Below are 17,296 nucleotides of genomic sequence, written 5' to 3' on the forward strand. Positions count from 1 at the left end.
TTGGTTTTGGAAAGAAATTAGCGATAAAAATCCTTTGCACGAATTGCCATATTGAATGAAAAAGAGGAGCTTTCGTAGTGACAATTGATAGTAGTAATTGTTTTTCCTAGAATACAAATAGCGAATTTTATGACGAAAGTCTTATCTTGGGAGCCGTTGCTGGTAATGATGTTATTTTGCCCAAACCAGATTCAACAGTTCCCAACGGACATTAAATAACCAGACCGTTTGACCGATACCGTACTCGATACTATTCATATTAATTTTGATAGCCAAACTCTTTGGGTATTGAATGCGGCTTTGGCATTGGTCATGTTCGGGATTGCGCTTGAGATTTCGGTAGATGATTTTAAACGACTCTTTCAAAACCCTAAAGCCATATTTACGGGTATTTTCAGTCAGTTTTTGCTCTTGCCCACAATCACCTTTTTATTGGTATGGTTGATCGAACCCATACCGAGCATAGCCTTGGGAATGTTCATGGTCGCTGCGTGTCCCGGTGGCAATATATCAAATTTTATCACCCATTTGGCAAAAGGTAATTCCGCATTGTCCGTAAGCCTAACTGCAGTGGCAACCTTATTAGCGGTTTTCATGACCCCGATTAATCTTCAATTTTGGGGATCACTTTATGGCCCCACTGCTACTATTTTGAAGGATGTTGCCATATCGCCCTTTGAGATGGTAAAATTGGTTTCCCTCCTGTTGGCAATTCCTTTGGTTTTGGGAATGTGGGTCAATTATATTAGTCCGGTCATGGCCCAAAGAATGGCAAAAATATTGAAATGGGTCTCATTGCTCTTTTTTATTTCTTTGATTTTCCTAGCCTTATATAACAACCGGGAAATCTTTATGGATTATGTTGTATATGTTTTTTGGATCGTGATCGTTCATAACCTGTTGGCTTTTTTAACCGGATTTTCGATTGCAAAACTGATCGGACTTACCAATAGGGATGTACGCTCGATCACCATAGAAACGGGCATCCAAAATTCTGGATTAGGACTGCTATTGATTTTTACGTTCTTCGATGGTTTGGGCGGTATGGCATTACTCGCGGCCTTCTGGGGCATCTGGCATTTGGTATCCGGATTGGTGCTTTCCGGGATATGGGGGTATAAACCGATTGAGAAAGAGGAATTGGTTTCATGAAGATAGGATATAACATCTTAAAGTTTTATATCAGGACCGGCCTCTTTTTCTATTATACCAGAATTGAAGTTGTAGGTCGTGAAAATATCCCTAAGGATAAACCTGTAATACTATTGGCCAACCACCAAAATGCCTTGATGGATGCTTTGATGATCGTTATGAACGTTGGGGTAGCCCCCTATTTTTTGGCACGATCTGATTTGTTCAAAAATCGACAAATCAGTCGGTTTTTGAATTATTTGCAAATGATACCCATTTATCGATTTAGGGATGGGAGGGATACATTAAAGAATAACCCTGCCATCTTCCGAAAATGTGGTGATTTATTAGCGGAGCGAAAGACTATAATGCTTTTCCCGGAGGGGAACCATGGGATTCAAAGGAGGGTTCGCTGGCCCATGCGAAAGGGCTTTGTACAGATGATTTTCAGTGCCTTGGAAAAGAATCCGGATATGGATATTCGAGTTGTTCCTATTGGAATGAATTATCGAAAGGCCCAAGGCTTTCCCGATAGTGTGGCCATGCATATCGGAAAGGATTTTGCCGTGCAGGATTTTCATGACCCAGAAAATTTGGCTGCAACCGAATCCCTACTCAAAGATGAGGTTTACTGCAGATTGAAACAGCTTACCACCCATATTCCAGAAGAGGAGGATTATGATAATGTCATGGCTCATTTGAAACACCAAAACGTGGATTATCTTAATCCCATTGCTGTCAACAAGGCCATTCAAGAAATCGATACTTCTGTTCTGAAGCCACCAATTCAAGAGCAAACCCATGGGTTTTTAGTGTTGATGAAGTGGGTCTATGCCGTAATAAACTTTCCAATTCTACTCGTGTGGAACAAATTCGTGAAACGTATGGACCTCGATATCGAGTTTAGGTCTACCTTGCGTTTTGCGGTTGGTTTGATCCTTTTCCCTCTATACTATCTTATGGTGTTTTTGGTGTTTGCCTATTTCTTGGGTCCATGGGCTTTGCTAGTCTTCTTGGCCCATCTGCTTTTTAATGTGCTGTATGTAAAGTTGGGCTAGCTTACATCATCTCCCCAAAAAAGATAGCGTTCATCAACAATTTATTGGTACCATACCAAAAGGCCCTGAAATTGGTATTATCCGTGAATACGATTACCCGGCCCTTACCGACCCGCTTTACCTGGAATGGAACTGAACCTTTCAAATGCTCTAAGTTTTCTTCCGAAATGTATCCGCTTAATAAAGGGTTGTTGGTATATTGTATGGGATTGTTAAAGCTATTCTTATCGGGTTCAATAAAGATATTCGTATTTCTGAACAAGGCCAGTCTGTCATTCTTATATCCAAAATTTATGGGATGTGACCGATCCAATTTAGCTTCGAAAATAGCGCCCCCAGTAACTTGGGCTCCTTTGAAATCATTCTTTTGGGCAAAGGAAATATCCTTGGCAACCAACGTATCTTTTCTGAATTTCAAGGAAATGATCTCATTTTTGTTCAACCATTCGGCACTATTGCGATATCCTATCAAGGTACCCCCATCCTTAACCCATTCCTTTAATTTTTCGGCATCCTTCTTACTGAGGCCATTACTGCCCAACGTGTTCGTACTAGGGATGATCAAATCGGTGTACTTGCTCAGGTCTACCTTGCTGAAATAAGACATATCCAACTTAGTCAATGGAATGTTGTACCGCGTATCTAGCAAATGCCAAATTTCCCCGGCGTCATAAGAACGAATGCCATTGCCCACGAGTATAGCAACCTTTTGTTTTTTTATTGGGTCGAAATCATTACTGCCTAAATCGATACCTTTTGTAAGACCTGTTCCTACGCTCGTTAGCTGCAATTTACTTTCTTGGGCCACCTCCTTTAGAAAGGTGTAAAGTGCCTCTTGATCCAATTCCTGATTTTGGACGGGTATCATAATGGTGCCATAATCATAATTCTTGCCTTCTACGCTGAAAGGGGCTTTTGCGACTTTGGCCCTAAGGCCTTTTTCCATAATACGGTATAGGGCTTTCGGCGTATAATATTCATTCCATTCGAACAAATAGGCATATGCACTCTTACCACTGATATGGCCCGTCAAAGGCTCGAGATCAACAATTTCAGATCCGGCATGTGACATGGTGTTTTGTTCCGTATAGTCAACATTGAATGCCAAGGGGAAAGTCCAAGCCGAAATATCATAAAAAAGGCTGTCGGCAAACGTAGTGCGCTTTTCGAACATAGCCTTGATCAATCGATTGTTTTTTTGGTCTAAGGGAACTATATAGCCATATCCTTTTTTAAAACTTTTACCGTTTAGGGTGGCATCATCATCCAAGGCATGTAATTTTATCTGATGGCGGTTTAAGATTTCGGCCAAATGCCACGTTTTTGCGGCATCCTTTCCATCCCCAAAAATAATGGACTTGGTTTTGTCCTTAGTGGCTTCAGTTCGGGCGTCCCTAAAAAAGTCACGTTGGTAGTCCAATAATTTTACCCTTAAATTTTTGGCAGCTTCGATGGTAGACATTGCCGTGGTGAACTGATTTCGTATCGTGAAAGGGAAGGTCAGCAGTCCATTTTCCGATTCTTGAACATGTCCACGCGAACTGCCTTGCTCAAACAAAATACCAATACCCCCATTGATGTCGGGGAACGTAGATCCTTTGCCATAATAGTAATCGTCATAATTTTCCTCCGAATAGTAAAGCGAACCTATTTTGTCTAGGGCTTTTGCATGGTAGGTGCCAATTTCAGCCGTCAACTCCTGATTCATTGCAGGGGTCAACGGGTGTACCCTAGTGGGTTCGCCCGGTTGAAAGAAGAACGTGGAGTTGGTTCCCATTTCATGATGATCCGTTAGGATATTAGGCTTCCATGCATGAAAACTCTTGATACGCGCCCTACTTTCGGGCAGTTGTACAGGCAACCAATCCCGGTTCATGTCGAACCAATAATGGTTGGTCCGTCCTCCAGGCCAAACCTCGTGATATTCACGCTCATTTTTGTCCGGTACCAAGTTGATGCTCTTATTTGTATTGGCCCAATAGGCAAAGCGTTGCAACCCGTCAGGGTTGAAGGAAGGATCCATAAGAATCACCAGATCGTTTAAAAGGGCATCAATCTCGGGACCTTCGGCCGCCGCCAAATAATAGGCATAGGCCAAGCCGGCATTCGCACCGCTGGCTTCGTTGCCATGGATTGAGAATCCTTGGTACACCACAGCGGGCATGATATTGGTATCCAATAGACGACTATTGTTTTCGGTAAGGGCCAAGTGTTCTTCCTTGATTTTTTCGATATTTTGATGATTTGTTGGCGAAGTGATCGTCAGAAGGATTAACGGTCGGCCTTCAAACGTTTCACCTCGGTTCTCCAAAGTGATCCTATCGCTTTTTTCAGCCAAGGTCTGCATATAAAATAGAAGCTTATCATGGGTTACATGCCATTCCCCGACTTCATGCCCGATCACTTCCTTTGGTGTGGGGATATCCTTATTGTAGGTTGTATTATTTGGAAGGTAATAGCTAAGGTCTAGGTTAATTTGGCCATAAGCACTACACGTAAGGATTAAAACGATAAGGAGGGTAATTGTTTTTTTCATGAAAGTTTAATTAGCTTTTATAAAAATAAAAAACGGCCCTGTAAATACAGGACCGTTTTGTAGAAAATATCGATTTTCATTAAATATCGTCGAAATCAACATCGGTGAAGCTCTCCGTGTCCTTTACTTCCCCATTTTCTTGGAATTCCTCTTTCTTAAAATCCTTTTGATGCCTTTCCGAGATGACTTCGGAACCTTTTTCCCCTATGATGAAATCCATCATTTCCTCCATGTTTTCCCTAAAAGGGGCAAAATCTTCCTTATACAGATAGATTTTATGTTTTTTATAATGAAAAGAACCGTCATCATGGGTGAATTTCTTGCTCTCGGTGATGGTAAGATAATAGTCTCCGGCCTTGGTGCTCCTTACATCGAAAAAATACGTGCGCCTTCCAGCCCTTAACACCTTCGAATGTATCTCTTCCTGATCTATAAGTTCTTTCTCGTTCATGTTACAAATTTATAGTTAATATTATAGTGTCCGTATGCCAAAAGTGAAAAAAAAAAGCGTATCGAGCAACAATATTTCTAGTTTTCTTTCTCAGAGAGTTGATGTAAATAGAGTTCTTTATAATAGCCTTCTTGACTGTTCAATTCCTCATGTGTTCCGATTTGCAATAATTCCCCTTGATCCAAGACCAAAATCATATCAGTATTTTTGGCAGAAGAAACCCGATGGCTCACGATGATCGTCGTTTTGGCCTTTGAGGCATTTTGAAGATTGTTTAAAATGGTTTCTTCGGTCTCTGTGTCTACTGCGGACAGACAATCGTCGAACAAATATATTTCCGGATTCTTCAAGAGGGCCCTGGCAATTGAAATACGTTGTTTTTGACCCCCACTCAAGGTAATACCGCGTTCGCCCAATATCGTATCGTATTTCTTTTTGAATTCCATGATGTTGGCATGCACGACAGCACTTTTGGCCACTTCGACCACTTCTTCCTCTGTCGCGTTCAGATCACCGAATTTAATGTTGTTCTTAATGGTATCAGAGAATAGGAAGGCATCTTGGGGCACGGCCCCGATCGATTTTCGTAAGCTGTTGAGATTCAATTTTTTGATTGGAATGTCATCAATGCGTATTTCCCCTGAGCTTACATCATAAAGCCTGGCGATCAAATCAAGGATGGTTGACTTGCCTGAACCTGTTTTTCCTAGAATGGCCACAGTCTGTCCTTCCTCAATCGTGAACGACAAGTTCCTTAACGCCTCAATTTGTGTATCCTCATAAGTGTAACTTACGTTTTTGAACTCTATTTTACCCCTGATAGGGGTATCCTCCAAAACCTCGTTTCTGATATCGGGTTTTTGGTTCAAGAACTCATTGATTCTTTTTTGTGAAGCCTCCGCACGTTGTATGATCGAAGTTAGCCATCCCACTATGGCGACCGGCCATGTCAACATATTAACATAAAGTACGAATTCGGCAATCACGCCCACAGAGGCAATTTCACCATTTATATATTGCCGACCCCCAATGTAAATGACAAAAATATTGCTGATTCCTATAAGAAGAATCATTAGGGGAAAGAACCAAGCGTTTACCTTTGCAAGGTTCATACTTTTCTGTTTCCCTTCGAGTGCCAATACTTTTAATTCCGCATTGATCTGTGGTTCAATGGCATACGCCTTTATCACCGAAACACCTGAAAAAACCTCTTGTGTAAACGTTGAAAGGGTAGAAAGGTATTCTTGTACCACGGTACTTCGTTTGTGGATGATCTTACTGATTTGATAAATGAGCACGGATAGTATAGGTAAGGGAATCAGTGTATAGGCCGCCAGGGTAGGGGCGGTAATGAACATAATAGGGATAATGCAAACGAAAAGGGTTATGGTATTGATGCCATACATAAGTGCTGGACCAGAATACATACGAACCTGGCTGACATCTTCACTAATGCGGTTCATTAAATCGCCTGTCCTGTTTTTTTTGTAAAAATTAAGGCTCAAGAATTGGTAGTGGTCAAATATCTCATTTTTTAGGTCGTATTCGATATAGCGGGAAACATAAATGATGGTTTGCCGCATCAGGAATGTGAAAAATCCAGAGAGTAGCGCCGCCACCACAATAATCAGAATAAACTCGAAAAGCCTTTCCTTGGCCAAGTCCTGGGTGATATCCCCTTTCAAGAAATCCTCTACCGTGGTAATCGATTTTTGTACGTAAGATGGCATCACCAATTGGAAGATCTTGGCGATGACGGTGATGACCATTCCTGCCAAGAGTTTCAACCAATATTTTTTAAAGTACTTGTTAAGATGCTTAAGTTCCTTCATAGCGTCGTTCGGCTGAACGGTTTTTTTCGATAAAACAATGTGCCAAAGATAGAAGTTTGACTTAAAACCCGATGTTATAAAACCTATAAATAAGATAATAGTTGCCTTGGCGTCCAAAGATTGAAAAATGATTCCTATTTTTGCTGGCTTAGAGAGTACATGAATCTTACAAAAGTTCTTCAACATGCTTACAAGAAGGCACATACGGGTAAAGGTTATGCAATGCATCTATGCATTGACCCAATCAAAGGATGATTCCCTTGAAAAACAGGAAAAATTTCTAATAGTAAGCATTGAGAATATGTATTCGCTCTATTTGCTGATGCTCAGTTTGTTGATCGAAATTCGACAATTGGCTGCCGATAGGATCAAACTTTCCTCCAAGAAGTACATGGCCGACTTCTCCGATGCATTTCCTGACCATGAAAAATTCGCAAACAACAAATTTTTATTGCAGTTGGCCAATAATAAAAAGCTGAAAGCGACCTTGGAAAAAAGGAAGTTGAAAAATTGGTATTTAAACGAAGAGTACGTCAAGTTGATCCTCAAGGAAATCGTTGCAAGTAGTGCGTACTTGGAGTATATGAAGAAACCTTCAAGGACATACAAGGAGGATAAAGAACTGATAGCCTTATTGTTCAAGGACATCATTGCCCCAAATGAAAAGATCTATGAATATCTTGAAGATGATAAATTGACCTGGGTAGATGATATCCCCATTGTCAATACCTTTATCCTGAAACAGTTTAAAAAGGTGAAAGAGGATCAAAACGAATCTTACTTTTTGCCAAGGTTGTTGAAGGATGATGAAGATATGGAATTCGCCCAAAAATTATTGAGCAAGACCTTATTGAACAATACGAAATGGGAAACTGAAATAGAAGGCAAGACCCCGAACTGGGATAAAGACCGTATCGCGGATATTGATTCCATTCTATTGAAGATGGCAATATGTGAATTGCTTAATTTCCCATCAATCCCGGTAAAAGTGACCATTAATGAATTTTTGGAGATCGCCAAGGAATACTCTACACCGAAAAGTAGTATTTTCATCAACGGCATATTGGATAAGTTGCTAAAAGAATACAAAGCCGAGGGAAAACTAAACAAGGTGGGTAGGGGACTATTATAAATTAATTCTTTAATTTTGCCTGTAATTTAAAATCATTATTAATGAAAAGAGTTGTTTTAGGTTTAAGCATGCTTGCCTTAATGGCGGTTATGTCCTGTAAGGAAAATGCATCCAGTAAGGTAAAGACCGATAATGTTGCCGAGGCCGCCGAACGCGATCAGGCGGCGAAACTTTTACCCGTAATGGAATTTGAGAATACTGAGTATGATTTTGGTACAATTACCCAAGGTACGCCTCAAGAAACGATTTTTAAATTCACCAATACCGGAGATGCCCCATTGGTAATTACCAAGGCAACCAGTAGTTGTGGATGCACCGTGCCAAATCCTCCTAAGGATCCAATAGCTCCAGGGGAGCAGGGAGAATTGGTGGTTAAATATAATGGCGCAGGTCAGAACCAGGTTTCAAAGACCATTACCGTTGTGGCAAATACCGTAAAAGGGTCAGAGGTATTGAAAATAAAAGCATTTGTGAACCCTAAAGGAGCAGCGCCATTAGGTCCTGTTAAATAATTAAACTTAGAACTCTATAGAATGGGAAGTGGCAGTATAATGGATTTTCTACCGATGATCCTCATTTTTGTGGTGGCATATTTTTTTATGATCCGACCGCAAATGAAAAGACAAAAAGATGAAAAAAAATTCGCCTCTGAATTAAAAAGAGGAGATCGCATAGTTACCAAAAGTGGGTTGCATGGTAAAGTTGTAGAGTTGGGCGAGAAGGATGCATCCTGCATTATCGAAACAATGGCAGGAAAATTGAAGTTCGATCGTTCCGCAATTTCAATGGAAATGAGCAAAAAATTAAATACGCCCGTTACCACCAAGTAAACATATAGTGTATACCAATAATGAAAACCCTGACGGTATCGTCAGGGTTTTTTTGTCCCTATGCTGGATTATTTGTTATCTTCAATACAAATTAATCTAGCTACAATGAATCGCACAAGAAGGAGTTTTCTACAGAAGGGGGCATTGGGCATGGCAGGTGCCGGAGCCTCGTTTTTATTTCCTATGGAGTTATTGGCGACCGTACGAAAAAAAGTGGGACCCAATGATAGGATCAATGTTGGGTTAATTGGTTGTAATGGTATGGGTTTTGCCGATTTAACGTCAATGTTAAAGATCAGTGAGACCCAAGTTATCGCCCTCTGCGATGTCGATGAAAATGTATTGAGGGCCAAGACAGCGGAACTTGGGAAAGCCGGGATAAAAAAGCCCAAATGGTATACGGATTATAGGGAATTACTGGCGAACAAGGATATTGATGTGGTCATCATCGGCACTCCGGATCATTGGCATTGCCTGCAATTGACAGATGCCCTTCAGGCAGGTAAGGACGTTTATTGTGAAAAACCCATTGCGAATTCCATAGAGGAGGCGAACATCATGAAGCGCTTCGTTGGCTCCAGTGATCGCATGGTTCAGATCGGTCAATGGCAAAGAAGCCAACCCCATTTTGTGGATGCCATCAATTATGTGCATTCCGGCGAATTGGGCGAAATACGTTTGGCAAAGGCATGGGCCTATCAAGGGTGGATGCAACCTGTTCCGATATTGGCCGATACGGCCGTACCTTCCGGCGTGGATTATAACATGTGGTTGGGGCCTGCTCCCATGCGTTCCTTTAATGCCAATAGGTTCCATTTCAATTTTAGGTGGTTTTGGGACTATGCGGGGGGGTTGATGACCGATTGGGGGGTTCATTTAATAGACTATGCCCTTTATGGTATGAAAGCAGGTACTCCTAAATCGGTGATGGCCTTGGGCGGAAAATTTGCTTATCCCGATGATGCTTCCGAGACTCCTGATACGCTTCAGACCGTTTATGAATATGATGGTTTTTCTATTCTTTGGGAGCATGCAACAGGAATTGATGGGGGCAACTACGGTCGTAACCATGGTATAGCCTTTATAGGCAATAATGGTACCTTGGTCCTCGACCGAGCAGGTTGGGAGGTCATTCCCGAGAATATATTCAAAGGTTGGGGCAAGGAGCCTGGCAAACGAATGGAGGCGATTCCCTTACAAAATAATGGCGGTAATGGATTGGATCTTCATACGGTCAACTTTATAGAGGCCGTCAAGAGTCGGGATACTTCCACGTTACTTGCTCCCATACAAGTGGGTTATGATGCGGCCTTGGTATCCCATATGGGCAATGTTGCCTTTAAAACCGGAAATCGTATTTATTGGGATAAGGATAAAGGTGCCTTTAAGGAGGAAGCTGCAAATGAATTCATAAAGGCGACCTACCACAACGGTTGGAAACTACCATCCTTATAAACCCAAAGTTATACGGTATAGGATTTGGCCTCGTTTTGAACCTTAACAATTTCGGTAATTGTCGTTGAGTCCGACACCTGCATTGATTTTGGGAATGATTTTTTCCAACCGGGCAAGTTTGGTTTTATCTTGTTTCGCACTCGAAATATACTCAGCATACTCCCGCTGTTTGTAGGGGGTCAATTGATAAAAGGCTTTTTTTGTATCAGGATGCTTTACAAAGACCTGTTTCAGTTGTTCGGGTAGAATAAGTTTTGGACGTTCCTTTTTCTTTGGGACCAACTGTATCATCTTCTTTTGGTTTTCAAGGGCCTCATTCATGAATGATACTACGATTTTGGAATCAATTTCTGCAAGTGTTTTGAATTTCAAATGTCGCATGGCCTGGGTCTTGCCCTCGTTGACATTTATGAGAATTCCTTTAGGGTCTTTTAAGAAGACACCATTGAAAAAACCAATTCCAAAGTGGCTTTTGAACCGAGCGATCCAAAAGACGTTTTTACCATTCAAGGTATATACCGGTGCGGACCATTTAAAGGCCTCTTCTGCTTTGGTTTTTGCGGCTAAGGCCCTCAAAACCGAAATACCTTCTTTATGGGGGTGTTCTTTTTCGAAATAAGCTTCCAGTTTCTCAGAAATCTTCATGTCGCAAATTTTTTAGTTGCGGTCAATTCACAGATTTTAATGATTACTTCCACGGCTTTCTGCATACTCTCTACAGGTACATACTCATACTTTCCATGAAAATTGTGGCCTCCTGCGAAAATATTGGGACAGGGTAGTCCCATAAAACTCAGTTGTGACCCATCGGTACCCCCACGAATGGGTTTAACGATTGGGGTGATGCCAACTTCTTCCATGGCTTCTTTGGCGATTTCAACAATATGCATGACCGGTTCTACCTTTTCACGCATATTGAAATATTGATCTTTAAGTTCGAGTTCAATATAAGGCCCATGTATGGCATTCAACTTCTCGGTAATCTTTTTCAGTAAATTTTTTCGTTCTTCAAAATGTTCTTTGTTATGATCTCGAATGATCATTTCAAATTCGGCATGTTCAATTTCACCTTTCATGTGGTGAATATGAAAAAAACCTTCCCTACCAGCCGTACGTTGGGGTGTTTCCTCAGGGGGTAGGATTCCTATAAATTCGTTGGCTATACTAATGGCATTTATCATTTTGCCTTTGGCATAACCAGGATGGACACTTTTTCCGGTGATAACCACTTTACCACTCGCAGCATTGAAATTCTCGTACTCCAATTCCCCGATCTGGCTACCATCTATGGTATATGCCCATGAGGCACCGAACTTCTCCACATCAAAATGATGCGCGCCCCTACCGATTTCCTCATCGGGTGTGAATGCTATCCTGATTTTACCATGCGGTATCTCGGGGTGTTGAACCAAATATTCCATAGCCGTCACGATTTCGGCTATTCCAGCCTTATCGTCCGCCCCCAATAAAGTACTGCCATCCGTAGTAATCAATGTTTGTCCTTTGTACTGTAAAAGGTCTTCAAAATAATCAGGGGATAGGATAATATTTTGTGCTTCGTTCAAGACAATATCCTTACCGTCGTAATTGCTTATGATCTGTGGTTTAATATCCGTTCCATTAAAATCGGGACTGGTATCGAAATGGGAAATAAAACCGATGACCGGGACCTCTTTGTCAACCGTACTGGGAAGGGTGGCCATAATATAGGCATTATCATCAATGGTCACGTCCCTCAAACCAATTCGTTCCAATTCGTACGCCAATTCCGTGGCCAAGTTCCATTGTTTCTCAGTGCTCGGGGTGGTCTTTGATTTGGGATTGCTTTGTGTATCAATGATCACATAGCTTAAAAAACGGTCGATAAGATGTTGCATGATTCAAGTGTTTGATCAAAAATACAATTTTGTTGATTTGAACACTTTTTTTTAGAGACATTTTGGGTCAACAGTATTGGTTGCCTGATTATTGGACTTGTTTTAGATAACCCTTTAAAAACAACATTCTTGCACAAAAACCAGACTTCGCTACTGAACAGTGGTTTCCACGGCGGCTTTTCCATCTTATCCTCATTCTTAAAGATAAACCGCTCCTTATTAAAAGCTGGGGAAATCCCGCATTTTTCCATCAACACGATTTCAAATAGTACCGTTGGAATATTGGCGGTCGTATTTGGGTTTTAGCTATCTAAGCGGATCTATTGAATAAGTATTCATTCCATTTATAAATTTATATCAAGAAGGCTATTCCCCTGCCATACCAGCTGTTTGATCTACCTTCTCGCTAAGTTAGTCGTTAAATTGTTAATATTTACAATTGATTTTAAGTATACCCCTATTTTTTGTGGGTATAATTTGAGATAAGCATAATAATATAAAATTCACCCCTATTGTTTAATAGGTATAAAATGAAATCACATAAATTTAATGCTATAAATAACCAATAAAGGCGTACATATAACACGCAATTATTACATTCAAATTAAGACTTACAATAAATTTCTTACCTTATATAACAGATATTAACTCAAATAACCTAATTATGAAAAAAAATTACTTAGTTTTTTTGGTCCTATTATTGGGAACCTTAAGTTTTGCCAGTGCGCAGATTTCGGGGACGGTAGTAGATGAAGATGGAGCACCACTTCCTGGGGCTACGCTAGTTATAAAGGGTACCACAACAGGTACTACAACCGATTTTGATGGCAACTATAGCATTAATGCCAGTATAGGGGAAACCTTAGTGGTTTCCTATATCGGTTATACGAAAAAAGAAGTTGTTATCGATTCATCGATAATGAACATTACCTTAACTTCAGGTATCCAGTTAGCCGAGGCGATTGTTATTGGATCGCGTAACCCCAATAGGACGGCTCTGGAGAGTGCTGTTCCTGTCGATGTTATAGATGTAAAAGAGCTGAATAATGTCGCGCCTCAGGTTAATTTAAACCAAATCCTAAATTATGTAGCACCGTCGTTTACATCGAATACACAAAAGATATCCGATGGTACGGACCATATTGACCCGGCTTCCCTTCGAGGGTTGGGTCCAGATCAGGTTTTGGTCTTGATCAATGGAAAAAGACGGCATAATTCTTCTTTGGTCAATGTCAATGGAACATTCGGTAGGGGTAGTGTGGGTACTGATTTGAATGCCATACCGGCGGCTTCGATCAAACGATTGGAAGTATTACGGGATGGTGCAGCAGCACAATATGGTTCTGACGCTATTGCTGGTGTTATTAATATCGTATTGAATGATAATGTAAATGAATTGACCTTTATGGTAACTTCGGGAGCTAATTTTACAAAAAATGCAAACGATCAAACCGGTGGAGTTGATGGTGGAACTGTGAATGTAAGTGCCAATTATGGTTTGGCATTAGGAGATAAAGGTGGTTTTATAAATTTTACTGGGGACTTCGATTATAGAGAGGACTATAGTAGAATGAAAGAATGGGAAGGGGAAGTGTTCAATCAATACAATACGGTTGAGCGATTTGCTTTAAATGATGGTTATGATATAGCCAACCTGTTGGATGATGATGTAGCGGACGTAATTACGTATGGTAATCAAGCAGGCTTTGGTTTAAGTCCTACGGCCACAAAGGAAGAATTACAGGGCATCCTAGCGGCCGATAATACGGTAGATGAACTGTCCGCGAGGGGTTTGGAGCGAAGCGACTTTAACATGAGGGTTGGGCAATCTGCCCTGCGTGGAGGGCGTTTCTTCGCGAATTTCGCATTGCCCTTGGATGAAAACGGTACCGAATTATATTCCTTTGCCGGTTTAAGTTCAAGAACGGGAAATTCGGCTGGTTTTTATAGACTGCCCAATCAAAGTAGGACGTATACCCCGGCATATATCAATGGATTTTTGCCTGAAATAAACTCCCAAATTACGGATAAGTCGATTTCTATGGGAATCAGGGGCACGATTTCTGATTGGAATGTTGATTTTAGCAACACCTATGGAAAGAATGCGTTTTTATATCTCATAGGGAATACCTTTAATGCATCCCTACAAAATGCCTCACCTACAACCTTCGATGCCGGTGGATTCAACTTTATGCAAAATACGGTCAATCTTGATATTTCCAAATTCCATGATGATATTATGTCAGGGCTTAATATCGCTTTTGGGGCGGAGTATCGTTTGGAGAACTATGAAATTGAAGCCGGTGAACAAGCTTCCTATGCACAATATACCGCAAATGGACAGGCAATAACAGTTGCTTCGCAACAGGCATCCCAAGACTTTTTTGGAGCTTCAAGACCTGGTGGTTCCCAAGTATTCCCGGGGTTTAGTCCAACTAATGAATTGTCTAGGGGAAGAAGTAGTATTGCCGGTTATTTTGACGTGGAAGCCGATATTACCGATACATTTTTAGCAAGTTTTGCAACTCGTTTTGAAGATTATTCCGATTTTGGATCAACCATAAACTTCAAAGTGGCAACATTGGTGAAGGCCACTGAAAATTTGAATGTAAGGGCAGCTTTGAATACCGGATTCAGGGCACCTTCCTTACACCAGTTAAACTTTAATTCTACTTCCACGATTTTTGATCAAGCGGGTAACCCACAGGAAGTTGGCACGTTTGCCAACGATAGTAGAGCGGCAAAGTTACTTGGGATCCCTCAATTGAAAGAAGAAACGTCAAGAAGTATAAGTGTTGGATTGACTGCTAAATTTCCAGAAGCCAATGTGACCGTTTCGTTGGATGGTTATTTTGTAGGGATAGATGATAGGGTTGTTTATACGGGTCAGTTTAGCGGTCCTGGAACAGGAACCGAACTCGATAACCTTTTGCGACAGGCAAATGCCACTGCAGCATCTTTCTTTGCCAATGCCATTGACACGGAATCAAAGGGAATCGATGCTGTTGTAACTTGGGATCTTGCCGTAGCGAATAGTGCAAAATTGAAAAATACCTTATCTGCCACCTTCTCCAAAACAAAACAAGTTGGTGGTATCAATGCCTCACAAGTATTGGAGGATGCGGGCTTGGTGGACACTTATTTTCCTGAAGATAGTAGGGTTTATCTTGAAGAAGCCGTTCCAAGAACCAAACTGAATTTATCCCATATGTTGAATGTGGATAAATTCAACATCTTTTTAAGAAATGTTTATTTTGGTGAAGTTACCGAGGCAACGACGACAGTTGCGAACCAACAAGTTTTTGGAACCAAGGTAGTTACCGATCTATCAGTAGGGTATAAAGCTTCAGATGCCCTAACGCTTACTGTGGGAGCTAACAATTTACTTGATGTTTATCCAGATAGGGCCGAAGAGGCATTCGGAAACAGAAGTTCAGGACGTTTTGATTGGTCACGTAGGGCGCAACAATTTGGTATAGGAGGAAGATTTCTGTTTGCTAGATTAAGTTTTACATTAAGATAATTCCCATTGTATTTTAAGATGAATAAGGACCTCCTTTTTGGGGGTCCTTGTTATTTTAGTGTATAGCTTCCATTTTGGGGCTAGGCTCCTATTATACCGTATTTTATCGTTTTTGTATTTGGTTACTTCGTGTGGCAATGATTGCATAGCTTACGTATGATCGAAAAGGCGCTATATAAATAATGTGAACAATGTATATACAGATAATTATTAGTATTTTGGTTTCAACATACAATGATCAATAAGCATGAGGGAAACAAGATTATTTTACCTAATGGTATTTATTTATCTCGGTTTCAATATAGGATTACAGGCACAGAATGATTGCGTTCTAGGTGTGGGGATTACAGCGGATTCGACCCTCATCGATATTTTTCAGCTTAATGAAGAACAAACAGAAAAACTCAAGAATTGGAGTGCCGAATTGAAATACAGGAATGAACTTTTGACCAGTCAGGCCGAAAATCTCCTGAAAAGACACCCCCAAGGTTCGGCAGCGGAATTAATGGTTTTGGCCGAAAAATACAAGGTGATTCGGGATAGTATGGGTACCGTACAACGTATGCTCGATATAAGGACTTTGAAGCTATTCAACGAGAATCAATATGAACTTTATTTGGCCCTTTGTAAGGAGGCATTTCGCCAGCCTTATATCGTAATCCCGAGAAATTATCGGGACAGTATTCCACCGAAATAATAGTAACCGAAAGGTGTTGACAAATTTGGGTTACAAAGACCATTTACTGGCATTGAGTTCGTACTTTTGCCTAAATTTTTTACACTATTCATGTATAGACTATTCGTTCGCCCGATTCTTTTTTTAATGGACCCTGAAAAGGTACACTATCTCACTTTTTCAATGGTACGTATTTTAGGTAAATTAGGTTTGACACGGCTTTATAAATCAACATGTGTAATAGAAAACAAAGCTTTGGAAAGGGAAGTTTTTGGGCTTAAGTTCAAGAACCCTGTCGGGCTTGCAGCTGGCATGGACAAGGAGGGCTCTTTATACAATGAGCTTTCGGATTTTGGCTTTGGTTTTATCGAAATAGGTACGCTGACGCCAAAACCCCAAAGTGGTAACCCTAAGAAGCGAATTTTTAGACTGAAGGCCGACCAAGCGCTCATAAACCGTATGGGCTTCAATAATAAGGGGGTTTTTGATGCGGTAGATCGGTTGAAAAAGAAGCACAATGTGATTATCGGAGGGAATATCGGTAAGAACAAAGTGACACCCAATGACGAAGCCGTTAAGGATTATCTTATTTGTTTTGATGCGCTTTTTCCCCATGTGGATTACTTTGTGGTGAATGTTAGTTCACCGAACACCCCTGGTTTAAGGGCATTGCAGGAAAAAGAGCCATTAACGGCCCTATTAAAGGCGTTAAAGAATGAAAACGCCAAAATTGTGGCAACACATCCGGGTGTTTCCCAAAAACCAATTTTGTTGAAAATTGCGCCCGATTTGACT

General features: G+C 40.9%; 14 protein-coding genes and 1 pseudogene. 10 read left to right on the forward strand and 5 right to left on the reverse strand.

The window, feature by feature from the left end; translation table 11 throughout:
* Nucleotides 1–228: 228 nt before the first annotated feature.
* Nucleotides 229–1,152, forward strand: coding sequence for a bile acid:sodium symporter family protein (locus WBM98_RS03455; RefSeq protein ID WP_424364630.1), 924 nt, complete (start codon nt 229–231; stop codon nt 1,150–1,152).
* Nucleotides 1,149–2,189, forward strand: a complete 1,041-nt coding sequence (locus WBM98_RS03460) for a lysophospholipid acyltransferase family protein (RefSeq protein ID WP_424364631.1) — start codon at nt 1,149–1,151, stop codon at nt 2,187–2,189. Before WBM98_RS03455 ends, WBM98_RS03460 begins: the two co-directional genes overlap by 4 nt.
* 1 nt (nt 2,190) lies before the next feature.
* On the opposite strand, the gene WBM98_RS03465 is transcribed toward WBM98_RS03460, so the two are convergent.
* From WBM98_RS03465 to WBM98_RS03475, 3 genes are all read right to left on the reverse strand, one after another.
* Nucleotides 2,191–4,725: a M14 family zinc carboxypeptidase gene (locus WBM98_RS03465; protein WP_424364632.1), complete on the reverse strand. Its 2,535-nt coding sequence runs from the start codon at nt 4,723–4,725 to the stop codon at nt 2,191–2,193.
* A 79-nt stretch (nt 4,726–4,804) separates the two neighbouring features.
* Entirely contained in the window at nt 4,805–5,176 is a 372-nt protein-coding gene (locus WBM98_RS03470; protein WP_424364633.1) for a PUR family DNA/RNA-binding protein, read from the reverse strand.
* Nucleotides 5,177–5,253: 77 nt separating this feature from the next.
* Entirely contained in the window at nt 5,254–7,008 is a 1,755-nt protein-coding gene (locus WBM98_RS03475; RefSeq protein ID WP_424364643.1) for an ABC transporter ATP-binding protein, read from the reverse strand.
* Nucleotides 7,009–7,192: 184 nt separating this feature from the next.
* Here WBM98_RS03475 and nusB point away from each other — a divergent pair, with 184 nt between their 5' ends.
* The 4 genes from nusB (at nt 7,193) to WBM98_RS03495 (ending at nt 10,425) form a co-directional block, all read left to right on the forward strand.
* Nucleotides 7,193–8,140, forward strand: a complete 948-nt coding sequence (gene nusB, locus WBM98_RS03480) for a transcription antitermination factor NusB (protein ID WP_424364634.1) — start codon at nt 7,193–7,195, stop codon at nt 8,138–8,140.
* Between the two features lie 41 nt (nt 8,141–8,181).
* A complete protein-coding gene (locus tag WBM98_RS03485; protein ID WP_424364635.1) occupies nt 8,182–8,652 on the forward strand; it encodes a DUF1573 domain-containing protein in 471 nt (156 codons plus the stop codon).
* Between the two features lie 21 nt (nt 8,653–8,673).
* On the forward strand, nt 8,674–8,970 hold the full coding sequence (gene yajC / locus WBM98_RS03490; RefSeq protein ID WP_424364636.1) for a preprotein translocase subunit YajC: 297 nt from the start codon (nt 8,674–8,676) through the stop codon (nt 8,968–8,970).
* A gap of 105 nt (nt 8,971–9,075) precedes the next feature.
* Nucleotides 9,076–10,425 (forward strand): Gfo/Idh/MocA family protein, encoded by a 1,350-nt coding sequence (locus WBM98_RS03495; protein WP_424364637.1) that lies wholly within the window; start codon nt 9,076–9,078, stop codon nt 10,423–10,425.
* Between the two features lie 42 nt (nt 10,426–10,467).
* Here WBM98_RS03495 and WBM98_RS03500 read toward each other — a convergent pair whose 3' ends face one another.
* Complete coding sequence (locus tag WBM98_RS03500) at nt 10,468–11,070, reverse strand: YdeI/OmpD-associated family protein (RefSeq protein ID WP_424364638.1); 603 nt, start codon at nt 11,068–11,070, stop codon at nt 10,468–10,470.
* Nucleotides 11,067–12,302 carry a peptidase T gene (gene pepT / locus WBM98_RS03505; protein ID WP_424364639.1) on the reverse strand — a complete coding sequence of 412 codons (1,236 nt, stop codon included), beginning with the start codon at nt 12,300–12,302 and terminating at the stop codon, nt 11,067–11,069. Before pepT ends, WBM98_RS03500 begins: the two co-directional genes overlap by 4 nt.
* Before the next feature lie 60 nt (nt 12,303–12,362).
* Here pepT and WBM98_RS03510 point away from each other — a divergent pair.
* The 4 genes and pseudogenes from WBM98_RS03510 to WBM98_RS03525 form a co-directional block, all read left to right on the forward strand.
* A pseudogene (locus WBM98_RS03510) lies at nt 12,363–12,608 on the forward strand (CrcB family protein); the annotation flags it as partial.
* Between the two features lie 358 nt (nt 12,609–12,966).
* Entirely contained in the window at nt 12,967–15,825 is a 2,859-nt protein-coding gene (locus WBM98_RS03515) for a TonB-dependent receptor (RefSeq protein ID WP_424364640.1), read from the forward strand.
* Between the two features lie 247 nt (nt 15,826–16,072).
* Nucleotides 16,073–16,522: a hypothetical protein gene (locus WBM98_RS03520; RefSeq protein ID WP_424364641.1), complete on the forward strand. Its 450-nt coding sequence runs from the start codon at nt 16,073–16,075 to the stop codon at nt 16,520–16,522.
* A gap of 90 nt (nt 16,523–16,612) precedes the next feature.
* The coding region (locus WBM98_RS03525; protein WP_424364642.1) for a quinone-dependent dihydroorotate dehydrogenase at nt 16,613–17,296 on the forward strand (684 nt) is incomplete at its 3' end.

The organism is Maribacter sp., from assembly GCF_049667165.1.
Classification (GTDB): Bacteria; Bacteroidota; Bacteroidia; order Flavobacteriales; family Flavobacteriaceae; genus Maribacter_A.